The sequence below is a fragment of the Achromobacter veterisilvae genome, assembly GCF_900496975.1.
Taxonomy (GTDB): domain Bacteria; phylum Pseudomonadota; class Gammaproteobacteria; order Burkholderiales; family Burkholderiaceae_B; genus Achromobacter; species Achromobacter veterisilvae.
The window spans coordinates 24,577-47,397 of record NZ_UFQC01000030.1; the positions used below are offsets into that span (position 1 = coordinate 24,577).

The 22,821-nt window shown below is 68.3% G+C and carries 25 protein-coding genes; 13 read left to right on the plus strand and 12 right to left on the minus strand.

Features of this window, described 5'->3' with window-relative positions:
• The 5 genes from nikC to AVE30378_RS23355 all read left to right on the plus strand — a co-directional run bounded on the left by nikC (position 1) and on the right by AVE30378_RS23355 (position 4,632).
• On the plus strand, positions 1 to 900 hold the full coding sequence (nikC, locus tag AVE30378_RS23335) for a nickel transporter permease (RefSeq protein ID WP_129243974.1): 900 nt from the start codon (positions 1 to 3) through the stop codon (positions 898 to 900).
• A gap of 4 nt (positions 901 to 904) precedes the next feature.
• A complete protein-coding gene (locus tag AVE30378_RS23340) occupies positions 905 to 1,930 on the plus strand; it encodes an ABC transporter ATP-binding protein (protein ID WP_129243978.1) in 1,026 nt (341 codons plus the stop codon).
• Positions 1,899 to 2,870, plus strand: coding sequence for an ABC transporter ATP-binding protein (locus AVE30378_RS23345; RefSeq protein WP_129243981.1), 972 nt, complete (start codon positions 1,899 to 1,901; stop codon positions 2,868 to 2,870). Before AVE30378_RS23340 ends, AVE30378_RS23345 begins: the two co-directional genes overlap by 32 nt.
• Positions 2,871 to 2,931: 61 nt before the next feature.
• Positions 2,932 to 3,834, plus strand: coding sequence for a LysR family transcriptional regulator (locus tag AVE30378_RS23350; RefSeq protein ID WP_129243984.1), 903 nt, complete (start codon positions 2,932 to 2,934; stop codon positions 3,832 to 3,834).
• Between the two features lie 90 nt (positions 3,835 to 3,924).
• Entirely contained in the window at positions 3,925 to 4,632 is a 708-nt protein-coding gene (locus AVE30378_RS23355) for a FadR/GntR family transcriptional regulator (protein WP_129243986.1), read from the plus strand.
• On the opposite strand, the gene otnK is transcribed toward AVE30378_RS23355, so the two are convergent.
• The 12 genes from otnK to AVE30378_RS23415 form a co-directional block, all read right to left on the minus strand.
• Positions 4,629 to 5,888, minus strand: coding sequence for a 3-oxo-tetronate kinase (gene otnK / locus AVE30378_RS23360; protein ID WP_129243989.1), 1,260 nt, complete (start codon positions 5,886 to 5,888; stop codon positions 4,629 to 4,631). The genes AVE30378_RS23355 and otnK overlap by 4 nt on opposite strands.
• A complete protein-coding gene (gene ltnD / locus AVE30378_RS23365; protein WP_129243992.1) occupies positions 5,885 to 6,793 on the minus strand; it encodes an L-threonate dehydrogenase in 909 nt (302 codons plus the stop codon). Before ltnD ends, otnK begins: the two co-directional genes overlap by 4 nt.
• 43 nt (positions 6,794 to 6,836) lie before the next feature.
• Positions 6,837 to 7,811 (minus strand): D-erythronate dehydrogenase, encoded by a 975-nt coding sequence (gene denD / locus AVE30378_RS23370; RefSeq protein WP_129243994.1) that lies wholly within the window; start codon positions 7,809 to 7,811, stop codon positions 6,837 to 6,839.
• Between the two features lie 10 nt (positions 7,812 to 7,821).
• Positions 7,822 to 8,607 carry a 2-oxo-tetronate isomerase gene (otnI, locus tag AVE30378_RS23375; RefSeq protein ID WP_129243997.1) on the minus strand — a complete coding sequence of 262 codons (786 nt, stop codon included), beginning with the start codon at positions 8,605 to 8,607 and terminating at the stop codon, positions 7,822 to 7,824.
• Between the two features lie 82 nt (positions 8,608 to 8,689).
• Positions 8,690 to 9,328: a 3-oxo-tetronate 4-phosphate decarboxylase gene (gene otnC / locus AVE30378_RS23380; RefSeq protein ID WP_129244001.1), complete on the minus strand. Its 639-nt coding sequence runs from the start codon at positions 9,326 to 9,328 to the stop codon at positions 8,690 to 8,692.
• A 160-nt stretch (positions 9,329 to 9,488) separates the two neighbouring features.
• Positions 9,489 to 10,634, minus strand: a complete 1,146-nt coding sequence (locus AVE30378_RS23385) for a hypothetical protein (protein WP_129244004.1) — start codon at positions 10,632 to 10,634, stop codon at positions 9,489 to 9,491.
• Positions 10,631 to 11,770, minus strand: coding sequence for a hypothetical protein (locus AVE30378_RS23390; RefSeq protein ID WP_129244007.1), 1,140 nt, complete (start codon positions 11,768 to 11,770; stop codon positions 10,631 to 10,633). Before AVE30378_RS23390 ends, AVE30378_RS23385 begins: the two co-directional genes overlap by 4 nt.
• Positions 11,771 to 11,785: 15 nt before the next feature.
• Positions 11,786 to 12,124 carry a DMT family transporter gene (locus tag AVE30378_RS23395; RefSeq protein ID WP_129244010.1) on the minus strand — a complete coding sequence of 113 codons (339 nt, stop codon included), beginning with the start codon at positions 12,122 to 12,124 and terminating at the stop codon, positions 11,786 to 11,788.
• A 2-nt stretch (positions 12,125 to 12,126) separates the two neighbouring features.
• On the minus strand, positions 12,127 to 13,008 hold the full coding sequence (locus AVE30378_RS23400; protein WP_208742430.1) for a decaprenyl-phosphate phosphoribosyltransferase: 882 nt from the start codon (positions 13,006 to 13,008) through the stop codon (positions 12,127 to 12,129).
• A complete protein-coding gene (locus AVE30378_RS23405) occupies positions 13,005 to 13,628 on the minus strand; it encodes an HAD family hydrolase (protein ID WP_129244016.1) in 624 nt (207 codons plus the stop codon). Before AVE30378_RS23405 ends, AVE30378_RS23400 begins: the two co-directional genes overlap by 4 nt.
• A gap of 260 nt (positions 13,629 to 13,888) precedes the next feature.
• Positions 13,889 to 14,830: an NAD(P)-dependent oxidoreductase gene (locus AVE30378_RS23410; protein ID WP_129244019.1), complete on the minus strand. Its 942-nt coding sequence runs from the start codon at positions 14,828 to 14,830 to the stop codon at positions 13,889 to 13,891.
• Positions 14,827 to 15,240: a carboxymuconolactone decarboxylase family protein gene (locus AVE30378_RS23415; protein ID WP_129244022.1), complete on the minus strand. Its 414-nt coding sequence runs from the start codon at positions 15,238 to 15,240 to the stop codon at positions 14,827 to 14,829. Before AVE30378_RS23415 ends, AVE30378_RS23410 begins: the two co-directional genes overlap by 4 nt.
• Positions 15,241 to 15,445: 205 nt before the next feature.
• Between AVE30378_RS23415 and AVE30378_RS23420 the strand changes: the two genes are divergently transcribed.
• From AVE30378_RS23420 to AVE30378_RS23455, 8 genes are all read left to right on the plus strand, one after another.
• Positions 15,446 to 16,663, plus strand: coding sequence for an ABC transporter substrate-binding protein (locus AVE30378_RS23420; RefSeq protein WP_129244025.1), 1,218 nt, complete (start codon positions 15,446 to 15,448; stop codon positions 16,661 to 16,663).
• Between the two features lie 22 nt (positions 16,664 to 16,685).
• On the plus strand, positions 16,686 to 17,546 hold the full coding sequence (locus tag AVE30378_RS23425; protein WP_129244028.1) for a branched-chain amino acid ABC transporter permease: 861 nt from the start codon (positions 16,686 to 16,688) through the stop codon (positions 17,544 to 17,546).
• Positions 17,546 to 18,520 carry a branched-chain amino acid ABC transporter permease gene (locus tag AVE30378_RS23430; RefSeq protein ID WP_129244031.1) on the plus strand — a complete coding sequence of 325 codons (975 nt, stop codon included), beginning with the start codon at positions 17,546 to 17,548 and terminating at the stop codon, positions 18,518 to 18,520. The genes AVE30378_RS23425 and AVE30378_RS23430 overlap by 1 nt, the downstream gene beginning before the upstream one ends.
• Positions 18,513 to 19,253 (plus strand): ABC transporter ATP-binding protein, encoded by a 741-nt coding sequence (locus tag AVE30378_RS23435; RefSeq protein ID WP_129244034.1) that lies wholly within the window; start codon positions 18,513 to 18,515, stop codon positions 19,251 to 19,253. The genes AVE30378_RS23430 and AVE30378_RS23435 overlap by 8 nt, the downstream gene beginning before the upstream one ends.
• The gene (locus AVE30378_RS23440) at positions 19,250 to 19,963 is read left to right on the plus strand and encodes an ABC transporter ATP-binding protein (protein WP_129244037.1); all 714 of its coding nucleotides are present in this window, start codon (positions 19,250 to 19,252) and stop codon (positions 19,961 to 19,963) included. The genes AVE30378_RS23435 and AVE30378_RS23440 overlap by 4 nt, the downstream gene beginning before the upstream one ends.
• Positions 19,964 to 20,080: 117 nt before the next feature.
• Positions 20,081 to 20,824: a GntR family transcriptional regulator gene (locus tag AVE30378_RS23445; RefSeq protein ID WP_129244040.1), complete on the plus strand. Its 744-nt coding sequence runs from the start codon at positions 20,081 to 20,083 to the stop codon at positions 20,822 to 20,824.
• Positions 20,769 to 22,001: an alpha/beta fold hydrolase gene (locus AVE30378_RS23450; protein ID WP_129244043.1), complete on the plus strand. Its 1,233-nt coding sequence runs from the start codon at positions 20,769 to 20,771 to the stop codon at positions 21,999 to 22,001. Before AVE30378_RS23445 ends, AVE30378_RS23450 begins: the two co-directional genes overlap by 56 nt.
• Positions 21,998 to 22,795, plus strand: coding sequence for an N-acyl homoserine lactonase family protein (locus AVE30378_RS23455; protein WP_129244046.1), 798 nt, complete (start codon positions 21,998 to 22,000; stop codon positions 22,793 to 22,795). The genes AVE30378_RS23450 and AVE30378_RS23455 overlap by 4 nt, the downstream gene beginning before the upstream one ends.
• The last annotated feature ends 26 nt before the right edge of the window (positions 22,796 to 22,821 follow it).

The window sequence follows — 22,821 nt, forward strand, 5'->3', positions numbered from 1 at the left end:
ATGTCCACCACCGCCCTTTCGTCTTCCCCGCCGCCCGCCCGCCACGGGCTCGCGCGGCAACTGCGGCTGTATGCCGCCACTTTCGCGCGGAACAAGTCCGCGATGCTGGGCCTGGCCATCGTCGCCGCCTTCCTGCTGGTGGCGCTGTTCGCGCCCTGGCTGGCGCCCTATCCGGAGGATGCCGCCGGCTCCGTCAAGCTGGCGCAGAAACTGCTGCCGCCCAGCTCCGCCCATTGGTTCGGCACCGACGAGATGGGCAACGACATCCTGTCGCGCGTGATCCTGGGCGCGCGCACCTCCTTGCAGATCGGCCTGACCATCACCTGCATCGCCGCGCTGATCGGCGTGCCCCTGGGCGTCATCGCGGGCTACTTCGGCGGCCGGGTGCAGGAACTGATCATGCGCGTGACCGACATCTTCCTGTCGGTGCCGGGGCTGGTGCTGGCGATCGCCATCGTGGGCGCGCTGGGGCCGGGCATCCTGAACGCCATGATCGCGCTGTCGCTGGTGTGGTGGCCGGGCTATGTGCGCCTGGTGCAGGCCAAGACGCTGTCGCTCAAGGGCGAGGTCTACATCGACGCCGCCCGCATGATGGGCGCGGGGCCGCTGCGCATCGTGTTCGTGCACATCCTGCCCAACTGCGTGTCGCCCATCGTGATCAAGGCGTCCATGGACATGGGAATGGCCATCCTCAGCGCGGCCAGCCTGGGCTTCCTGGGCCTGGGCGCCCAGCCGCCCTCGCCCGAATGGGGCGCCATGATTTCCGTGGGCCGCAACTACCTGCCGCAGTGGTGGTGGTATTCGGCCTTTCCCGGGCTGGCCATCTATCTGACGGTGCTGGGGTTCAACCTGATCGGCGACGGGCTGCGCGACGTGCTCGATCCCAAGCAAAGGAGCTGATGCAATGACGGCTCCCCTGCTCGAATTCGACGATTTCCGCCTGCACTTCGATACGTTCGACGGCTGCTACCAGGCGCTGGACGGCGTCACGCTCAGCATCGCCGCGGGCGAAAGCCTGGGCATCGTGGGCGAGACCGGCTGCGGCAAATCGGTCACCGCCAAAAGCGTGCTGGGCCTGGTCCCCAGCCCGCCCGCGCGCGTGGCGGGCGGCGACCTGCGCTATCGCGGCCGCAGCCTGCTGGGCCTGGACGAGGCCGCCATGCGCAGGATCCGCGGCGTGGAGATCGCGATGATCTTCCAGGATCCGATGACCTACCTGAACCCGCTGTTCACGATCGGAGACCAGATGTCGGCGGTGATCGCCGCGCACGACGCGGGCAGGCCGCGCGCGCAGCGCCGCTCCGCCAGCCAGCGCCGGCGCCTCGCCGCCGACATGCTGGCGCGCGTGCACCTGCCCAATCCCGATATCCAGCTAACCCGCTATCCGCACCAGTTGTCCGGCGGACAGCGCCAGCGCGTGCTGATCGCCATGGCGCTGTCGGGTTCGCCGTCCCTGCTGATCGCCGACGAACCCACCACCGCGCTGGACGTCACCATCCAGGCCCAGATCCTGGACCTGCTGGACGAGCTGCGGCGCGATCTTGGGCTGGCCATCCTGTTGATCTCGCACGATCTCGGCGTCATCTCGCGAGTGTGCGACCGCGTCGCCGTGATGTACGCCGGCACCGTGGTGGAAACCGCTCCCGTCGAAAGCCTGTTCGACGACCCCCGGCATCCGTATACGCGCGGGCTGCTGGCATCCGTGCCGCATCCCCGCAAGCCGGCGCAGATGCTGGCCGGCATTCCCGGCACCGTGCCCAACCTGTTGCACCCGCCCGCCGGCTGCCGCTTCCAGGCGCGCTGCCCCTCGGCCGTGCCCGCCTGTAGCCAGCAGCGGCCGGCCACGGTGTCCCTTGCCCCCCGCCATGACGCCGCCTGCCTGCTGCTGGCACAGCGCCATGTCCACGAGCCCGACCCCCATGCTGCTTGAACTGCGCTCCGTCTCCCGAGAATTCCGCATGAACGATGGCCGCATCCTGCATGCGGTCAGCGACGTGAGCCTGGGCATCGAACCCGGCCAGGCGCTGGGGCTGGTGGGCGAGTCCGGCTGCGGCAAGTCCACCCTGGGCCGCCTGTGTGCGCGGGCGCTGGACCCCACGCGCGGCAGCGTCCATTTCGACGGCCGCGACGTCACCCGGCTCAGCCCCCGGGACCTGCGCGCGCTGCGCCGTTCGGTGCAGTTCATCTTCCAGGATCCGCATTCCGCGCTCAACCCGCGCATGACCATTCTGCGCAGCGTGTCCGAACCGCTGATCCTGCATACCGACCTGCGCGGCGCCCGCCTGCGCGCGCAGGCGGCGGAACTCATGGAAATGGTCGGCCTGCCCGCGCAATTCCTGAGCCGCTATCCGCACGAACTGTCCGGCGGACAGAAGCAGCGCGTCTGCATTGCGCGCGCCATCGCGCTCAAGCCCAGGCTGCTGGTGCTGGACGAGCCCACGTCCGCGCTCGACGTATCCGTGCAGGCGCAGATCCTGACCTTCCTGAAGGAACTGCAATCGCGCTTCAACCTGTCCTACCTCTTCATTTCGCACAACCTGGCCGTGATACGGGCCCTGTGCCCGCGCGTGGCCGTCATGTACCTGGGCCGCATCGTCGAGCAGGGCCCCACCGAAGAGGTGTTCGTCGCGCCCCGCCATCCCTACGCGGAAGCGCTGATCGACGCCATCCCGGTTCCCGAAGGGCGCCAGCCGGCGCGGCGGATCACGCTGCAGGGCGATATCCCTTCGCCCATCGACCTGCCCCGGGGCTGCGCGTTCGCGTCGCGCTGCGGCCGGGCCATCGCGGGCCGCTGCGACGCCGCGCAGCCGGGCCTCTATTCCACGGGCGCGGCGCACGACGCGCGCTGCCATTTGTACGCGCCGGCCTGAAGAACGCTGCGCGGGCAGGGCGCAAGATGGTAAAAATGCACGCTGATACGAGTCGCCCGGCATGACTGCTCTCCTGGACAAATTCGCCAACCAGCTCGACTGGAACCTGTTGCGCACCTTCATGGTGATCGTGCAGGAGCGCAGCATCACGCTGGCGGCGCACCGCCTGTCGGTGACCCAGCCTTCCGTCAGCGCCGCCCTGCGCCGCCTGGAGGAACGCCTGGAGCGGCGGCTGATCGAGCGCGGCGGCGCCGCCGCCTTCCAGCCCACCGCCGCGGGCGAAGTGCTGTACCGCCATTGCGCCGACATCTACGGCATCGTCACCGCGCTGCCGAAGGCGCTGGATGCCGCGCACGGCGTGGTCCAGGGCATCGTCACGCTGCATATCAGCGGCCACATTCACTGGCCGGAACTGCCCGCGCTGATCGCCGGCTACCGCCAGGACTATCCGCTGGTCCGGTTCCGCGTCAAGCGCGGCACCTGCGGCGACATCCTCAGCCAGTTGGCCCAGAAGAACGCCACGCTGGGCGTGGTGTCGGCCCGGGATGCGCGGCCGGTGCTCGTGCAGCGCAAGCTGTTCGACCAGGAAATGGGCCATTACGCTGCCGCCGTCCTGCCCCCGGCCAATCCCGCCGCCGCGCCGGTGATCGGCTTCGAGGACGAACAGGCGGGGTCGCCGCTGGCGGCGCTGTCCGTGCACCGCATCCGCGCCGGCCTGGAAGGCCCCACGGTGGCCGAGGCGCCGGACTGCGAATCGCTCGCCGCGCTGGTGCGCGCCGGCGCGGGCATCGGCGCGCTGCCCCGGCGCTATGCCGCGCAGGACGCCGGCATGACGGAATTGCCGCTGCCTCCGATCGTCCTGCCGGTATACCTGGCCCGCCATGAACAGGCCGGCCTGGGCCCGGCCGACCAGCGCTTTCTGCAATACCTGGAAAACCACGGCGGCCTGCCCCGGCAGCCCTGAAGCGCGGCGCGTTCGCCCAGCCGCCGCGCGGGCCTACCGGTTATCATCGACGCTGGCTCCGCCCACGGCTGCATCCGGCCCTTCCCATCCATGGCGTTTCCCCGACTCCCCGCCCCGCCCACGCGGACCGATACGGTCGCCAAGCGCCTGCGCGCCGAAATCGACGAAGGCCGCGTGCCGCCCGGCGCCAAGCTGCCGACCGAAAGCGCGCTGGCGGAACAGTTCGGCGTCAGCCGCACCGTCATCCGCGAAGCCGTCTCCCGGCTGCGCCAGGACGGCGTGGTCGAGGCCCGGCAGGGCAGCGGCGTCTATGTCACCGCGCCCGACGGCAACCGTGCCCTGCGCATCGACGCGGCCGAGCTGTCGTCGCTGGACGCCGTGCTGCACATCGTGGACCTGCGCCGCGCGCTGGAAACCGAGATCGCCGCGCAGGCGGCCGCGGTGCGCAAGAAGCAGGACATGGCCGATATCGACGCGGCGCTGGCCGCCATTTCACAGGCGGTCGAGAACGGCGGCGACGGCGTGAAGGAAGACGTCGCCTTCCACCGCAGCATCGCGCGCGCCACCGGCAACCCCTATTTCATGACGACGCTGACCTTCGTCAGCCAGTTCCTGGAAGCCGCCACGCGCGTGACGCGCGGCAACGAGGCGCGCCACGCGAACCTGATGCGCGACGTGCTGCAAGAGCACATCGCCATCGTCGAGGCCATCCGCAAGAAGGACGTGGACGGTGCTCGCGTAGCGGCCCGCATCCACATGGTGAACGCGGCCAAGCGCTTAAGGCAGGCGCATCGCTAGGCGGCGCCGAACGCCTTGATGAAGAAATCCCGTGTTCCGAAGTTTCCCGACTTCAGCGCGATGCTGATGTCGCCGCGCGCCGCCGGCGCGTAGCCCGCGCACCAGGGCACGCCCGGGTCGATCTGCTCGCCGATGGCGATCTGCTCCACTCCCAGCGCCTGCACGACGGCGCCCGAGGTCTCGCCGCCCGCCACGATCAACTGGCGCACGCCGCGTTCGACCAGCCCGACCGAGATGCGCGCGATGGCGGCTTCGACCAAGGATCCGGCGCGCTCGGCGCCCAGCGCGCCCTGGGCCTGCTTCACCCGGTCGGGCTGCGCGGTGGAATAGATCAGCACCGGCCCGTCCCGCAGGCGCGGTTCGGCCCAGGCCAGGGCCTGGCCCGCGACGTCGTCGCCCGCCGCCAGGCGCAGCGGATCCAGCGCCAGGGCCGGCCGCCCGCTTTCGATGAAGGCCGCCACCTGCCCGTTGGTGGCCGCGGAGCAACTGCCCGCCACCACGGCCTGCAAGCCGGGCACACGCGGCAGCGCGGCGGCGCCGGCGGACGACAGCCCCCAATTCGCGGGCAGGCCGATGGCCACGCCCGAGCCCGCCGTCACCAGCGGCATGCCCCGCAAGGCCGGCCCCAGCGCCAGCAGATCCTCGTTGGACACCGCATCCACGATGGCGATCTCCACGCCCTCCGACGCCAGCTCCCGCATGCGCGCGCGGATCGCGTCGCTGCCGCGCGCGACGACGCCGTAGTCGATCAGGCCCACCTTGCGCGAGGTCTGCGCGGACAGCACCCGGACCAGGTTCGGGTCGGTCATCGGCGTCAGTGGATGATGTTGCATGCCGGATTCGTTCAGCAGCACGTCGCCCGCGAACAGATAGCCCTTGAACACCGTGCGCTTATTGTCCGGAAACGCCGGGGTGGCGATGGTGAAGTCCGTTCCCAGCCGCGCCATGAGCGCGTCGGTGACGGGGCCGATATTGCCTTGCGGCGTGCTGTCGAAGGTGGAGCAATACTTGAAGTAGATCTGCTCGGCGCCCTGCGCCCGCAGCCACTCCAGCGCCGCCAGCGACTGCGCCACGGCCTGTCCGGCGGGCAGGGTGCGGGTCTTCAGCGCCACGACCACGGCGTCCGCACCGCCGCGCGGCGGCGTCCCGGGCACCCCGATAGTCTGCACCGCGCGCATGCCGGCGCGCACCAGATTGTTGGCCAGGTCGGTCGCGCCCGTGAAATCGTCGGCGATGCAGCCCAGTTTGATGCTCATTTCGGCTCCGGCAGGGAAATCCCCGGAAAGATCTTGATCACGGCGCTGTCATCTTCACGGCCGTGTCCGGCCGCGGACGCCTGCATGAACATCTGGTGCGCGGTCGACGCCAGGGGCAAGGGGAATCTGGCGTGCCGGGCGGTATCCAGCACCAGCCCCAGGTCCTTCACGAAAATATCCACCGCCGACAGCGGCGTGTAGTCGCCCGCCAGCACATGGGGCATGCGGTTCTCGAACATCCAGCTATTGCCCGCGCTGTGGGTGATCACTTCGTACAAGGCGTCGGCGTCCACGCCTTCGCGCAGGCCCAGCGCCATGGCCTCGGCCGCCGCCGCGATGTGCACGCCCGCCAGCAACTGGTTGATGATCTTGACCTTGCTGCCCGCCCCCGCCCGGTCGCCCAGGCGGTACACCTTGCCGGCCATGGATTCCAGCACTCCGCCGCAGGCCTCGTAGGCGGCCGGGCGGCCGGCGGTCATCATGGTCATCTCGCCGGAGGCGGCGCGCGCGGCGCCGCCGGAAATCGGCGCGTCCAGGTACAGAATGCCCTGCTCCTGGAGCCGCGCTTCCTGTGCGATGGACCAGTTGGGATCCACCGTGGAGCACATCACGAACACGGAACCCGGACGCATGGCGGCGGCGATGCCGCCCTCGCCGTACAGCACCGCCTCGGTCTGCTGGGCGTTGACGACCACGCTGATGACGATGCCGCAGGCGGCCGCCATGTCGGCCAGCGAAGCGCAGGCCGTCCCGCCCTCGGCCGCGAAGGCCGCGGCGGCGCCGGGCCGGATGTCGTAGGCGTGCACCTCGTGGCCCGCCCGGCGCAGGCTTTGCGCGATGCCGGCGCCCATGGCGCCCAGGCCGATCACGCCGGCGCGGCGCGGGGAAGTTTGCGGATTGCTCATAGTGTCATCGTCCCGAAAATCCAGGGGGCAGGATGCCGCGCGCTCAACGCGGCAGGTCGTCGGCCATGTAGGCCCGGATGATCTCGGCGAAGTCCCGGTCTCCCTTCAGGCCCAGCCTGGCGGCCCGCGCGGTGTCCCAGCGGCCCGGCCAACTGCCGACGATGCGCTCGACGCGTTCGTCCGCCTGCCAGGTAATGCGGTCCGCGGCCTCGTCGCCCGCCACCTCCCGAAGCGCCTGCGCCATCTCGGCCACCGTGACGGACACCCCCGGCAGATTGATCGGCACGCGGTCGGCCACGGCTTCTGCCGGCAGTTCGCAGCCGGCGATCAAGGCTTGAATGGCGGCGCGCGGCGACAGCAGCCACAGGCGCGTGCCGGCGCCGACGGGGCACACCGCAGCTTCGCCGTTCAGCGGCTCGCGGATGATGCCGCTGGCGAAAGACGAAGCCGCCGCGTTCGGACGGCCGGGCCGCACGCTGATGGTGGGCAGGCGCAGCGCGCGGCCGTCGACGAAGCCGCGCCGCGTGTAGTCCGCCAGCAGCAGTTCGGCGATCGCCTTCTGCGTGCCGTAGGACGACTGGGGATTGAGCGCGGTGTCGTCGCGCACCGTCTCGGGCAATGCGCCGCCGTACACCGCCACCGAACTGGTGAAGATCACGCGCGGCTTGTGGCCCAGCTTGCGGCAGGTCTCCAGCAGCGCCCGCGACGCGTCCAGGTTGATGCGCATGCCCAGGTCGAAATCCGCTTCGGCCTGCCCGCTGACGATGGCGGCCAGGTGGAAGATCGCGCGGGTGTCGGCGCCGATGGCCTGTTGCAGCACGGCCGGGTCGGCGATGTCGCCCACCAGCGTACGCACGCGCGGGTCCGTCAGGCCGTCGGCATGGACGACGTCCAGCAGGTCGATCCGCGTAATGGCTTGCGGCGCGCCGCCATCCAGCGCCAGGGAACCCAGTTCCAGCAGCTTTCGGGCCAGCCGCCGGCCCAGGAATCCGGCGCCGCCCGTGATCAGGATCTTCATGATGGGATGCTCAGTGGTTGGCAAGATAGGGGCGGGCCCAGCCCAGGCCCGCGGACGTGCCGGCCCTGGGCCGGTATTCGCAGCCGATCCAGCCCGCATAGCCCAGCGCGTCGATGCGCTCGAACAGGTAGGGATAGTTCAGTTCGCCCAGGTCCGGCTCGTGCCGGTCGGGCACGCCGGCGATCTGGATGTGGCCGATGCCGGCCATGTCGCGTTGCAGTTTCACCGCGATATCGCCCTCCACGATCTGGCAGTGATAGATGTCGAACTGCACTTTCAGGTTGCCCGCGCCCACCTCGGCGCAGATGGCCTGGGCGTCGTCCTGGCGATTCAGGAAGAAGCCGGGGATGTCGCGCGTGTTGATGGGTTCGATCACCACGGTGACGCCGGCCGAGGCCGCCGCGCGCGCCGCCCGCGCCAGGTTGCGCAGATACGTGTCGCGGTGCGCCGCGCGGTCCTGGCCGGGCCGGATCAGTCCCGCCATCACGTGGAGCCTGCGGTTGCCGAGCGCGGCGGCGTATTCCAGGGCCTGGTCCATCCCGCGCTCGAACTCGCTTTCGCGGCCCGGCAACGAGGCGATGCCGCGCTCGCCGGCGGCCCAGTCCCCGGGCGGCGCGTTGAACAGGGCCTGTTCCATGCCGGTTTCCGCCAGCCGCGACTGAAGGTCGGCGGCCGGGAATTCGTACGGAAACAGGAATTCCACCCCGGAGAATCCATCCTTCGCGGCCGCCTCGAAGCGGTCCAGGAAGGGATGTTCGGTGTACATCATGGTCAAGTTGGCGGCCAGGCGCGGCATTGCGGTTCCTTGTGGACAAACGGCACCCGCCGCCGGAACGCCTTTGCACAGGCGCGCGGCTTGTCGGGCGTGTTGCGGCGGATCAGTAGCGCGCGCCGAAGGCGGCGCGCAGTTCTTCTATGGCCTCGGCGCTCAGCGGTTCCGGACGGGGATCGCTCATCAGCCACAGCCGCGCGGTTTCCTCCAGTTCTTCCAGGGCGTACGAGGCATGCGACACGGAGCGCTCCCACACCACCGGCCCCAGCCGCTCGAAGAGCGCGCCACGCACCTGCGCGGCCACGGCGGCCACCTCGGCAGCGGCCTGCCCGTCGCCGGGGCGGCGATAGCCGATCAGCGGGATCCGCCCCACCTTCATGACCTGATACGGGGTGATGGGAGGCAGCACTTCGTCGGGCCGCCACACGCCGGCCAGCGTCAGCGCCACCAGATGGGTGGAATGCGTATGGACCACGCCGCGCGACTCGGGACTGGCCCGATAGATGCCCTGGTGCAGCACCAGGGTCTTGGACGGCTTGGCGCCCGACACCCGGTTGCCGGCCAGATCGACCTTGGCCAATTCGGCGGGATCCAGGCGGCCCAGGCAGGCGTCGGTGGGAGTAATCAGCCAGCCGTCGTCCAGCCGGGCGCTGATGTTGCCGGCCGCGCCGACGGTGTAGCCACGGCTGTACAGGCTGGCGCCGACGATGCAGATTTCTTCGCGGATGCGGGATTCGTCAGTCATGGGGCGCCCCCCGGGCGGCAGGGGCGGACAGGCGGGAAAGACGGTTTGAGGACCAGCATGATGACGGGTCTCGTCGCTTGAGTTATCGGGTCATCATACAAATTTCGAAGACGCAAAAGTACCGGGTAAACCCGGTACCGACATGACAAGGAAGGCCCGCTCAGGCGCGCTCGCCGCCCTCTGGAGACGGCGCGGCGGCATTCATCCAGACCATCATGGCCATCGCCAGCAGGCCCAGCAGCGAGGGATAGAGCATGCTGAGGTTGCGCGCTTCTCCCGCCGCGGCGAACAACAGGAACAGCGGCACGTTGATGGCAAGCGCCACCCAGACATGCTGGCGGAATGCGGCCGGCAAGCGCCCCCAGCCGATTGCCGCCGCGCCGGCGATCATCAGCATCATCACGGCGCTCAAGCCTTTGGGCAGCGCCACGCCGTAGGTGCCTTCGGTGCGGAACCAATTCCCCGGATCGAGGAAATAGAACAGGTTCGCGCCGGGCTGAAAGCTGACCGTGCCGCCGGGATTGCCCGCGTAGCGGATCCTCAGCGCAAGATAGACGCAGCCGCAGACGAACATCAGCAGGCCCACGACGCCCGCGGCCCGCAGCCGCGGCAGGCTGAGCCTGAGCAAGGGATACAGCGTCGCCACGAAGAAAAAGAACGCTTCCTTATTCCACGTCGCGGCCGCGGAAACCAGCGCCAGCAGGCCCAGGCGCGCCGCGGCGCGCGCCGGGGATTCGGGAGCAACGCGCCAGGCCAGCAGTATTGCGCACGTCATGAACAGGACTTCGAAGAAGTCGTAGAAGAAGCCGCCTTCGGTCAGGAAGAATGGCAGCAGCAGCGCGACGGCCAGGGGCGCGACGGTGGCCGCCGGCGCACTGGCGCCCATCCGCAGGCAAAGCGCGCGCATCGCGAACATCGACGCAAGCAGGGCCAGGAAGGTCAGGTAGTAGACGATGTGATAACGCAGCGTGACGGAACGCAGCATCGCCTCGGACTCCGGATAGCGCATGGCCAGGCCCGACCGGCTGTTCACCCGGCGCGGCTCCGACAGACGTTCGGATATCCGCTCCACGGCGCTTGCCGGCAGCAGCGCCTGGATGCCGTTGGCGACCGCGGGCACGAGCTGCCGATAGACATAGGGCCGATATGCCGTGCCGTCCACCATCGACGCGAGTGAATGCGGAGCATGGCCATCGTTGAGCCGCCATTTCGCGTAAAAGCCATTGAACGCGGCGGCGGCCACGATCACGTAGAACAAGGCCAGCAGGAAGCGGCGGTAGATAGCGGAATTGAAAAAACGCATCATCGGGCGTGTGCCATGGTGTGTGGGTGGCGGTCGGTTTCACGCTTCATCCAGCGGGTCAGCGAAAGCGCCATCAGGCACATCAGCGCGGGATAAAGCATGCTCAGGTTGCGCATTTCGCCAGGCGAGCAGAACAGCAGGAACAGCGGCAGGTTTATGGACAGGGCCATCAGCGCATGCCGGCGCAGGGCCTGCGGCAGGCTCGCCCAGCCGCTGACGGCAATGCCCGCGAACGCCAGCAGGCTGATGACGCCAAAACCGCGCGGCAGCAGCACGCCATAGGTGCTCTCCGTGCGCAGCCAGTTTCCCGGGTCGGCGTAGAAACGCAGGTTGTCCCACAACTGATAGTCCACGGTCGAACCCGGATTCCCCGCGTACCGCATGCGCAGCGCCAGATACACGCAGCCGCATACGAACAGCAGGGCCGCCACCATCGCGGCGGCCTGCGCGCGCGGCAGATTGCGGCGCAAGAGCGGATACAGGGCAGGCGTGAAAAAGAAGAAGGCCTCCTTGTTCCAGGCCGCCATGCCTGCCAGCGCCAGCAAGGCGAGCAGGCGCAGCGGCGTGCCGCGCGACGCTCCCAGCGCCAGCAGCACGGCGCCCATCATGAAGAGCAATTCGAAGAAATCGTAGAAGTATCCGCCCTCGGTCAGGAAGAACGGCAGCAGCAGTGCGGTGACGGCCGGCGCCATCGTCGCGGCCGCCGCGTCCGCGCCCGCTTCCAGGCACACGCGCCGCATGACGAACAGCGCCGCCAGCAGCGCGAAGAACGTCAGGTAATAGACGAGGTGATAGCGCAGGGTGAAGTCCGGCATCAGCGCTTCCGATTCCGGGTAGCGCATCGCCAGCCCCAAGCGGCTGTTCAGCCTGCGGGGCTCCGCCAGGCGTTCGGAGATGCGCGCCACGGCCGCCCGCGGCAGCATGTCCTGGATGCCGTTGGCCAGCGCGGGCACGAACTGCCGGTACACGTAGGGACGATAGGCCGTCCCTTCCACCATCTGCGACAGGCCCAATGCCGGATGGCCGTCGTTGAGCCGCCATTTTGCGTAGAAGCCATGGATGACGGCGGCCGCAATGACGACATAGGCACAGGACAACAGGAACCAGCGGTAGGCCGGGTTATCGAAGAATCGTCTCATGGGATGCTCATGGGCCTATTTCGATATCAGGAAAACGCCGACTGCGATAAAGGCGGCTCCCGCCATGCGCATGGCGGAAATGGATTCGGCGCCGGACAGCAGCCCATAGCCGAAGACGCCCGCGATGGCGAAGGCGACCATCAGCGGATAGGCCAGGGTCAGGTCCAGTTGCCGCAGCGCCAGCGCGTAGAAGCCAAAGCCCAGCCCGTAGGCGCCGACCGCCATCAGATACGGCAGCGCTTGCGTCAGGAGCGGAGCCGGCAATGCCGTCGACGGGCCCGCTCCCGCCGACTTGAGCGCCACGCTGGCGGCCACGCTGCAGGCCCCGCTGAGAATCAGCCACAGATAGGCCATCGTCACGTTCCCACCAGCAAGACCACCACCGCCACCCAGGCCAGCACCGCCACGCGTATCTGGTTGTCGGCCAGCAGATCGCGGCCCGGCTCCTCGCCGGACTCGCCCTTGTACAGCAGGTGCAGGTAGCGGAAAACGCCGAAGGTCACGATGGGCAGGGTAAGGACGAGATGTTCGGTGCCATGGAGCGCCGCGGTCTCGGCGTCCACGGTGTACAGACCGTAGGTAAGCAGGCTTGCGCTGGCGGTGATGGCCACCAGGTTGTCCAGCAGCGGCGCGCTGTAGTGGCGCAGCACGATGCGCGTGCTGCCCTGCATGGCGAGCCCGCCGGCGGGCATGGCGACGATCTCGGCGCGCCGCTTGGCGAAGCCCAGGAACAGGGTCAGCATGAAGCTGCACAACAGCATCCAGCGGGACGGCGTGATGCCTACCGCATAGGTGCCGCAAGCCAGCCGCAGCATGAAGCCGGCGGCGATGCAGAACACATCGACCAGCACCTTGTGCTTCAGGCGCAGCGTATAGGCGATGTTCAGGACCAGATAGCCCGCCACCACCAGCGCCACCGGCCATTGTCCACAGGCCAATGGAAGCCCCAGGGCGCCGCAGAACAGGACCGCGATCAGCACCCGCGCCTCCCGCAGGCCGACCCGGCCGCTGGCGATGGCGCGATGGCGCTTCTTGGGATGGGCGGCGTCGGCGGCCCGGTCGTGGTAGTCGTTCAGCACGTAGACCGCGCTGGATGCCAGGCAGAACGACAGGAACCCCACGGCCACGCCGAATACCAGGTCCGGGTCCGCCCAGCCGTGGCTGAAGATCAGCCCGATCAGCACGAAACCATTCTTCAGCCACTGCTGCGGGCGCAACAGCGAAATGACGGCGCTCATGGCTTGACCGCCTGGCCGCGATACCACGCGTGCTGGGCGGCGTCGATCATCCATTGGTCGCCGCGGCTGTCGCCATAGGCATAGAGTTCATACTGCTGCCGCGGGCCGAAGCGCTCGGTCAGCCGGCGCATCTTTTCGGGTCCCCAGCAGTTCGGCCCGTCGAAGTCGCCGGTCAGCCTTCCTTGCCCGTCGGTCGCCATCCGGGTACAGATCAGGTCGTCGAAGCCCAGATGCCGCGAGGCCTCTTGCAGATAGACGTCCGGCGATGCGCTCACCAGGACGCAATGGTCACCGCGCTGCTGGTGCCAGCGCAGCCGCTCGACCAGCGCGCGGCGCAAGGGAATGGCGGGCACCCAGGCTCGCGCGATGCGAGCCAGTTCGGTGCGGGAATGGCCTTTCAGCGCCGCTCTGCAAAGCGCCGCCTTGGCATATTCGTTGCTGCGCATGCGCAGCGCAAACCCGGCCAACGCCGGCGCGGCCAGCACGAACGCGCCAAGCAGCCTGGCCCATGAAAGATGGGCCAGAAAAGGAACGAAGGTGTCACGTTGCGTCAGCGTGCCGTCGAAGTCGAAGGCCGCGATCACGCGCAAAGGAGGGGGAAACCGCGATTGTGAAGGCATGCTGCGTCGATACTGCGTCCGGCCGCGCCGGACTGCCGCAGACTATGCCGGAGAAAGGCCTGCGTTTGGGACGCAGGCGCGCATTATCGGACGTTGGCTTATCTACGGAGGGGAGTCCTGCGGACCGGGTTCGCTATATGTCAATTATTTTATATTGTGACATATATTGCAAAAATTGACGGCAATCGCGCATTCTTACCTTGCGCGGCGTCAATAAACCGGCGCGGGCGGCGGCCGGACGGCCGCGCCCGGGGGATGCCTCAGCCCTTCTTCGCGCCCAGCTCCACGCCGGCCAATTGCTCGGACAGGCGGGCGACGGCGGTGTGGTCCTGGCCCTTGCCCAGCGTCTTGCCGGCCGAGGCCCACAATTCGCGGCAAAGCGATGCGAACGGGGTGGGCGTGCCGGTATCGGTGGCGATGCCCAGCGCGATGCCCAGGTCCTTGACCATCAAGTCCAGGCCGAAGCCGGAATTGAACTGGCGCGACAGCACGAACTGCTTGAACTTCTTCTGCGTGGAATTGTTCATGCCGGTGGACGCGTTGAGCACGTCCACGATCACGTTCGGGTCCAGGCCGAACTGCTGGCCGATCAGCATGGCCTCGACGCCGATCAGGAAGCCGCCCGCCGACACCAGGTTGTTCAGGGCCTTCATGGCGTGCGCGCTGCCGACCGCCCCCACGGGCGTGATCGACGTGCCCATGCAGGACAGGGCCGGGCGCACCCGCTCCAGCGTCTGCGCGGGGCCGCCGAACATGATCGCCAATTCGCCGGTGCGCGCGCGGGGAACGCCGCCGGAAACCGGCGCGTCCACCATTTCGCCGCCCGCGGCGGCGACGGCCTGGGCCAGCCGCTGCGTATGCGCCGGCACGCCGGAACTCATGTCCACCACGACGCTGCCCGGGCGCAGGCCCGCCAGCACGCCGCGCTCTCCGCCCAGCACCTGTTCGACGATGGCGCTGGTGGGCAGCATGGTGAAGATGACGTCGGCCTGGGCCGCCAGTTCGGCGCAGGTGGCGGCGGCCTGCCCGCCCACTTCCTGGGCGAACTTCGCGGCCTGGCCCGGCGCGGCGTCGTACACCGTCACCGCGAAGCCGGCCTGCACCAGCCTGGCGGCCATGGGCCAGCCCATGCTGCCGATGCCGATGAGGCCGACGCGTCCTTGCTGCGCGCTCACGGCACTACCTTCGTGCTGCGCACTCATGCTTGCGCCTCCTTGAAGGCGCCCTCTTCTTCCAGCACCTGGTTGGCCACCTTGAACGCGTCCAGGCCCGCGGGAATGCCGCAGTACACCGTGGCCTGGAGCAGGATTTCCTTGATTTCCTCGACGGTCACGCCGTTGTTCAGCGCGCCCTTGACGTGCAGCTTGATCTCGGCCGGGCGGTTCAGCGCCGTCAGCATCGCCAGGTTCAGCATGCTGCGGGTCTTCTTTTCCAGCCCGGGCCGGCCCCAGGTGTAGCCCCAGCACCATTCGGTGGTGATGTGCTGGAAGGCCATCATGAATTCGTTGGCGCGGGCGATGGAACCGTCCACGTATTCGGTGCCCAGCACCTCGCGGCGCAGGTTCAGCCCTTGGTCGAACAGGGCCTGGGTTTCGGATTTGATGTCTGCCATGGTTGCTCCTCTACTGTGACGGTGACCGGCGAAAGTCCGGTCGGTTGCCCGCTGGTTTGTCTGATTGTCTGTCAATTTTGGATTGATCGTCAATAGTCGGATTGTCTGACAATATTCTTGACCGATTGAAAGGCAGGAACAATAATTGGCTCAGAGCGCCGGGCTGGCTGCCGAGCGCCATCCTCGAAAAAGCCAGGAGACAACCATGAAGACACCCCAACAGGCCATCCGCCGTGGGCGCAGGGATTTCGTCGCCGGACTCGGCGCCGCCGCCTTGGCGGCGGGTTTGCCCGGCCGCGCGCTGGCTGCGCCGTCCGAAGTCAACGTCGGCGTGATCCTGCCGCTGTCGGGCGCCAACGCCCAATTCGGCATCAACTCGCGCCAGGGGCTGGAACTGGCCGCCGATGAAATCAACGCGGCCGGCGGCATCAAGGCCCTGGGCGGCGCGAAGCTCAAGCTCATCGTCGCGGACGCCACCTCGCAGCCCACCACGGCGGCGACCGTGGCGCAGCGCCTGATCACGCAGAACCGCTGCGTCGCCATCATCGGCGCCTACGCGTCGTCGCTGACCCTGGCGGTATCCGAAGTGACCGAGCGCCGCGGCATTCCGCTATTGACCATGTCGTTCTCGGATGTGCTGACCGAGCGCGGCTTCAAGCACATTTTCCAGGTGGTATCCAAGGGCTCCGTGCTGGGACGCGCGCAGTACGACTACGCCGCCTCGGTCGTGGCCGGCGCCTCGGAGATCAAGAAGATCGCCCTGCTCTACGAAGACACCGCCTACGGCACGTCGCAGGCGGTGGGGGTGCGCAACGCGGCCAAGGCGGCGGGCGCGCAGATCGTGCTGGACGAGGCCTACCCGCTGGGCATCACCGACGTCACGCCCTTGATCAGCAAGCTGCGCGGATCCGACGCCCAGATCGTCTTTCCCATTTCCTACCTCAACGACAGCCTGCTGATCATCCGCGTCATGCGCCAGCAGCGCCTGACCATGCCCGTCGTGGGCGGCGCGGCCGGCTACGTCATCCCCGACTTCGCGAAGGCGCTGGGCCAGTATTCGCAGGCCGTGCTGTCCATCGCGCCCGCCAACTACGACCAGGCGCCCGAGTACACCGAGCGCTACCGCAAGCGGTTCGGCACGTTCATGCCCCATGAAGCCCTGGAGCACGCCGTGTGCGCCGGCGTGCTGGCGCAGGCCCTGGAAGTGGCCGCGTCGGACAAGCCCGAAGCGGTGTCCAAGGCCCTGCGCGCGCAAAAGTACGACCAGGGCTGGGCCGGCGTGATGTCGGGCGGCGGCGTGCATTTCGACGCCAGCGGCCTGAACACCATGGCCCAGCCCATCATGGTCCAGTGGCAGGACAACGAACTGGTGTCGGTCTGGCCGCAGGCCCTGGCCAAGGGCCGCGTCATCAGCGCGGCCTGAGCGCGGCGCGCGGAGAGCGATCATGCAATTCTTGCAGGCCCTGGTGGACGGCATCCTGCTGGGCGGCGTCTACGCGGTCATCTCGATCGGGCTGACGCTGGTCTTCGGGGTGGTGTCCATCATCAACTTCGCCCAGGCCGAATTCCTGATGGTGGGCATGTTCGTGGCGTATTTCGCCTGGAAACTGCTCGGGCTCGATCCCCTGCTGGGATCGCTGCTGTCGTTCGCCGTCGCCTTCGTGCTGGGCGTGCTGACGCAGAAGTACCTGATCGACCGGGTACTGAAAGCGCCGGCGGTCGCCCAGATCTTCCTGACGGTGGGCCTGCTCATCGTCATGGAAAACCTGGCGCTGATCCTGTTCGGATCGGAGTTCCGCTCGGTGCAGACGCCGTACCAGATGACCGCGCTGGCGGTCGGCCCGATCCTGCTCAGCGCGCCCTATCTGCTGGCTTTCACGGTGGCGTCGGTGGCGGGCCTGGCCCTGTGGTGGGTCTTGAAGAAAACCTGGTGGGGCATGGCGGTGCGCGCCACCGCCCAGGACCCCATGGCCGCCCGGCTGTCCGGCATTTCCACGCACCGGGTGCACCAGTTGGCGTTCGGCCTGGGCGTGGGCATGACGGCCCTGGGCGGCGGGATCATCCTGCCCTACCTGACCGCCTCCACCACGGTCGGCGCCCAGTTCAGCGTGCTGATGTTCACCGCCGTGGTGCTGGGCGGCCTGGGCAGCGTGATCGGGGCGGTGGTGGGCGGCGTGGCGGTCGGCGTCATCCAGTCCCTGTCGTCGCTGGTGCTGCCCATGCAGCTACAGAACCTGGTGCTCTTCGCGATCTTCATCCTGGTCCTGGCCGTGCGTCCGGAAGGTCTACTGAAAAGGGCGGGCTGATGACTCCGAACCGACAACTCCTGCAATGGGCGCTGGTCCTGGCGGCCGCGCTCGGCGCGCCCTGGCTGATGGAAGACCAGGGCTACGGCATCCGCGTCATGACGCTGGTGCTGCTGTTCGCCGCCATGGGCCAGTCCTGGAACATCGTGGGCGGACTGGCCAACCAGATCTCGCTGGGACACGCGGCTTTCTTCGGCCTGGGCGCCTATACCTCCACGCTGCTGCTCATGCGCTACGGCATTTCCCCGTGGCTGGGCATCGTCGCCGCCATGGCGGTCGCCGCGCTGGCGGGCGCGCTGCTCAGCCTGCCGACCATGCGCCTGCGCGGCCACTATTTCGCGCTGGCCACGCTGGCCTTCGGCGAAGTGCTGCGCGCCATCGCCAACACCTGGGCGTCCGTCACGGGAGGCCCGGTGGGCGTGTCGATCCCGTTCTCGGAAGGCCTGGCCCAGATGCAGTTCAAGTCCAGCATCCCCTACTACTACCTGATGCTGGGCGCCGCGCTGGTCACGTCCGTCGTATTCGCCCTCATCAGCCATTCGCGCCTGGGCTACCGCCTGCGCGCGGTCAAGGCCAATCCGCAGGCCGCCGAGGTCATCGGCGTGAACACCGCCCGGACCCGCATCCTGGCGGCGGTCATCTCCGCCGCCCTCATGGGCGCCTGCGGCACGCTCTACGCTCAGTTCATCTACTTCTTCGATCCGGACACGGTGTTCTCGCTGGTCGGCATTTCCGTGCGCGTCGCGCTCATCTGCATCATCGGCGGCGTGGGCACCGTGGCGGGTCCGCTGATCGGCGCGGCGGTGATCATCCCGCTGGAAGAGGTCTTCAACGATTGGCTATCCGGGCACACGGCCGGCGTATCGCAACTGGCCTTCGGCCTGATCCTCATCGCCATCATCCTGGTCGAGCCCCGGGGCCTGTCGGCGCTCTGGGCCCGGCTGCGGAACCTCGCGGGGAGGCAGCATGCCTGACATCCTCAAGGTCTCCCGCGTCCAGCGCCGCTTCGGCGGCCTGAAAGCCGTGGACGATGTGTCGTTCGACGTGGCGAAGGGGGACATCCTGGGCCTCATCGGCCCCAACGGCGCCGGCAAGACGACTCTGTTCAATCTGCTTGTCGGCCTGTACCGCGGCAACGGCGGACGCATCGAACTGGACGGCCACGATATCACCGGCCTGCGTCCCCACCAGATCGCGGCGCGCGGCATGACCAAGACCTTCCAGAACGTGGCGCTGTTCCCCGAAATGACGGTGCTGGACAACGTGCTGGTCGGCGGACTGCTGCGCCACGGCGTGGACCGCGCCCGCCAGGTGGCGCGCGACAACCTCGACCGCGTCGGCCTGTCCGCCATCGCGCGCAAGCCGGCGGGCGAACTGTCGTTTCCGGAACAGGCGCGTGTGGAACTCGCCCGCGCCCTGTGCACGGATCCCAAGGTGTTTCTGCTGGACGAGGTCATGGCGGCGCTGAACGAATCCGAAATGGACGCCATGCTGGACCTGATCCGTACGCTGCGCGACGAATCCGGCATCACGTTCATCGTGGTGGAACACCATATGCGCGCCATCATGCGGCTGTGCAACCGGATCCTGGTGCTGTCGTTCGGCCAGAAGATCGCCGAAGGCAGCCCCGCCGAAATCGCCTCCGATCCGACCGTGATCGAAGTCTATCTGGGCAAATCGCTGGAACAGGCGGAGGCGCTGGCATGAGTCTTTTGCAGATCGACGCGCTGACCGCCTCGTACGACCGCAGCCCGGTCCTGCGCGACGTATCGCTGACCGTGCCGGAAGGCGGGTTCATCGCCGTCGTCGGCGCCAATACGGCCGGCAAGAGCACCTTGTTGCGCTGCATATCCGGGCTGCTGGACAGGACGAGCGGCAGCGTGAAGTTCGACGGCCGGGAAATCCTGCGCCTGCCCCCGCACCGCATCCCGGAGCTGGGCATCGCCCATGTCCCCGAAGGCCGGCACGTATTCCCGGAAATGACCGTCGAGGAAAACCTCTATCTGGGCGGCTACACCCGCCGCCGGGACACCGCGGCGGTCAAGCGCGACTGCGACGGGATCTATGCCCTGTTCCCCCGCTTGCAGGAGCGCCGCCGGCAACTGGCGGGCACGCTGTCCGGCGGCGAACAGCAGATGGTCGCGTTCGGGCGGGCGCTGATGCTCAAGCCCCGGCTGCTGCTGCTGGACGAACCCAGCCACGGCCTCGCGCCCAAGATCGTCGAGGAAATGCACCAGGCCATGGTGGACATCCACCGCAGCGGCCTGACGATCCTGCTGGTGGAGCAGAACACCCGCCTGGCGTTGTCGGTCGCCCAGCACGCCTACGTGCTGCAATCCGGCTCCATGGTGCTTTCCGGCCCCAGCAACGCCCTGCTGGAAGACAGCCGGGTGCGCGCCGCCTATCTGGGACTGTAGCCATGGCCGGCCGACGGGATATATTGCGTCTTTACGTCGACACGGCGGTTCGCGGCGGCATGGCCCAAGGCCTGCGCCGCCGCTGGAACCCGCCGCCAGGATAAAGAAGAGACTGCTATGGCCACCCCCACCGGCGCGATATTCGAAAAACCCGCTACCCTGCGCACCCGCGTGGAGGAATTCCTGCGCGCGTCCATCATGGACGGGCGGATCAAAGGCGGGGAACGCCTGCGCGAACTCGAACTGTGCGAACAGCTTGGCATCAGCCGCAGCACCCTGCGCGAAGCGCTGCGCACACTGGAAGCCGAACGCCTGATTTCCATCGAGCCGCACCGCGGCCCCACCGTCGTGCGCATCACCGAAAAGGCCGCGCGCGACCTCTATGCCCTGCGCGCCCTGCTGGAAGGCTATGCCGCGCACGAATTCGCCCGGCTGGCCGGCGACGCGGACATCGAGCGCCTGCGCAAGGCGGTGGATGCGCTGCACCGCCAGGGCAAGGGCAGCAACAAGTCGGCCCTGCTGGCGGCCAAGCGCGATTTCTATGACGTGCTGCTGGGCGGCTGCGACAACGACCTGGTCAAGGACATGCTCCCCGGGCTGCTGTCGCGCATCAATCTGCTGCGGGCCACGTCCTTCGCGCGCGCCGACCGGCTTCCGGAAAGCCTGGCCGAAATCGACCACCTGTTCGAACGCATCCGCGCCCGCGACCCGCAGGGCGCGCAGGAAGCGGCCCGAAGCCACATCGTGAACGCCGAGCGCACCGCGCTCGAAGTGCTCCGGCGCCAACAAGAGGAGACCCAGCCAAGTGAAGGCGATCGTCCAAGAACTGAGGGCCGGGGCAGCGCTGGCCCAGCAGGATAAGGAATTCCTCTCCGCCGCCCGGGGCCTGCCGTGCGCCATCTGGCTGCAGGCGGGCGCCGGACCCGGCGAAAAAATAACCGTCTGGGCCGGCCAGCCCGCCGGCCCCTCGCAGTGCATCGTCGTCAGCGCGCCCGCGGACGTCTGGCAAAAAATGCTCGGCGCCGAGCCTCCTCCGGGCTACCACTCCTTCACCGCCGCGCGCCGGCACGCGCCAGGCCTGCGCGTCACGGGCGACGCGCTCGCCATTGCCCAGGCCCTGCATCCGCTGGAACGGCTGTTCGAAATCCTGCGCGGCCAGGTGGATGCCGCCCCCGCCCTGCTGGACCGGAGCGCGATTTCCGGGCACTACGCCACGGTCGACATCGGCGGCGAACCGGCCTGCATCCACTATGAAACCAGCGGCGTCGAATCCGGCCCGCCGCTGTTGATGCTGCACACGGCCGGCGCGGACTCCCGCCAATACCACGCCTTGATGGCCGACCCCGGCTTGCGGCGGCAATGGCGCATGATCGCCTTCGACCTGCCCGGCCACGGCCGCAGCATGCCCTTGCCCGGACAGGCCTGGATCGAAGACGGCCTGACCCTGGACGCCTACCTGCAGGCCTGCCTGTCGGTCATCCGCCAGGTGGCGCGCGCGCCCGCCGTACTGCTGGGCTGTTCGATGGGCGCGGCGATGGCGCTCGTCGCCGCCAGGCGCAGCCCCGCCGACGTGGCCGGCGTCGTCGCGCTGGAAGCCCCCTGGAAAGCCAGCGGGCGGCGCACGCCCATGCTGTGCCATCCCCAGGTGAACCAGGCCGCGCACAATCCCGCCTACGTGCGCGGGCTGATGGCCCCGTCCACCCCGCTCGACGCCCGGCGCGACGCGGCCTGGATCTATTCGCAGGGCGGCTTCAACGTGTACGCCAACGACCTTTGGTTCTACAGCGAAGACTTCGACGCCGCCGCGCACGTCGCGGGACTGAATACGGACACCTTCGGCGTCTCGCTGCTGACGGGCGCCTATGACTACTCGGCCACTCCCGAGGATTCGCGCCGGGTCGCCGCGCTGATACCCGGCGCGCGCTTCGGCGTGATGCCCGAGCTGGGCCACTTTCCCATGGTCGAAAACCCGCGGCGGCTGCTGGACTATCTGCGGCCCGAACTGGAACACCTCCGCGCAACGAGGGGAATCATATGACATTGCCGAACTACGAAGTCTATGCCCTGCGCTATGCGACGGTCGCGCGCAGGCGGCCCCAGAACTTCATCGCCCCCCCGGATCCGCACGACGGCCCCATGCCCATGGATTATTTCGTCTGGGTCATCCGCCACGGCAGCCGCATCCATCTCGTCGACACCGGTTTCAACGCGGCGGCGGCCCAGGCGCGCGGCCGCGAATTCCAGCGCTGCCCGATCGAGTCGCTGGGAAAGCTGGGCATCTCGCCCGCCGACGTCCAGGACGTCATCGTCACGCACCTGCACTATGACCACGCGGGCAATATCCGAAAACTGCCCAACGCCCGCCTGCACCTGCAGGAAAGCGAACTGCACTACGCCTGCGGCTGCAACATGCGCTTCGACATGCTGCGCCACGCCTATGCGGTCGAGGACGTGGTCGACGTGGTGCGAGGCGTCTACGACAAGCGCGTGGCCTTCTACCACGGCCACGACGAAATCGCGCCGGGCCTGCAACTGCTGCATATCGGCGGCCACACGCAGGGGCTGCAGGCGGTGCGCGTGCACACCGCGCGAGGCTGGATGGTGCTGGCGTCGGACGCCAGCCATTATTACGACAACATGGGCCTGCAAGCGCCGTTTCCCATCGTCCACAACGTGGCCGACATGCTGGCGGGCTACGACACCCTGCTGAAATTCGCGGAATCCCCCGAGCACATCGTGCCGGGGCACGATCCCCTGGTCAGGACGCGCTATCCGGGCCTGGATGGGAAAGATACGGAGGTGGTGGCGCTGCACCTGGGCGACGGACGCTGAGCGCGGGCGCGGCATCGGCTAGGATT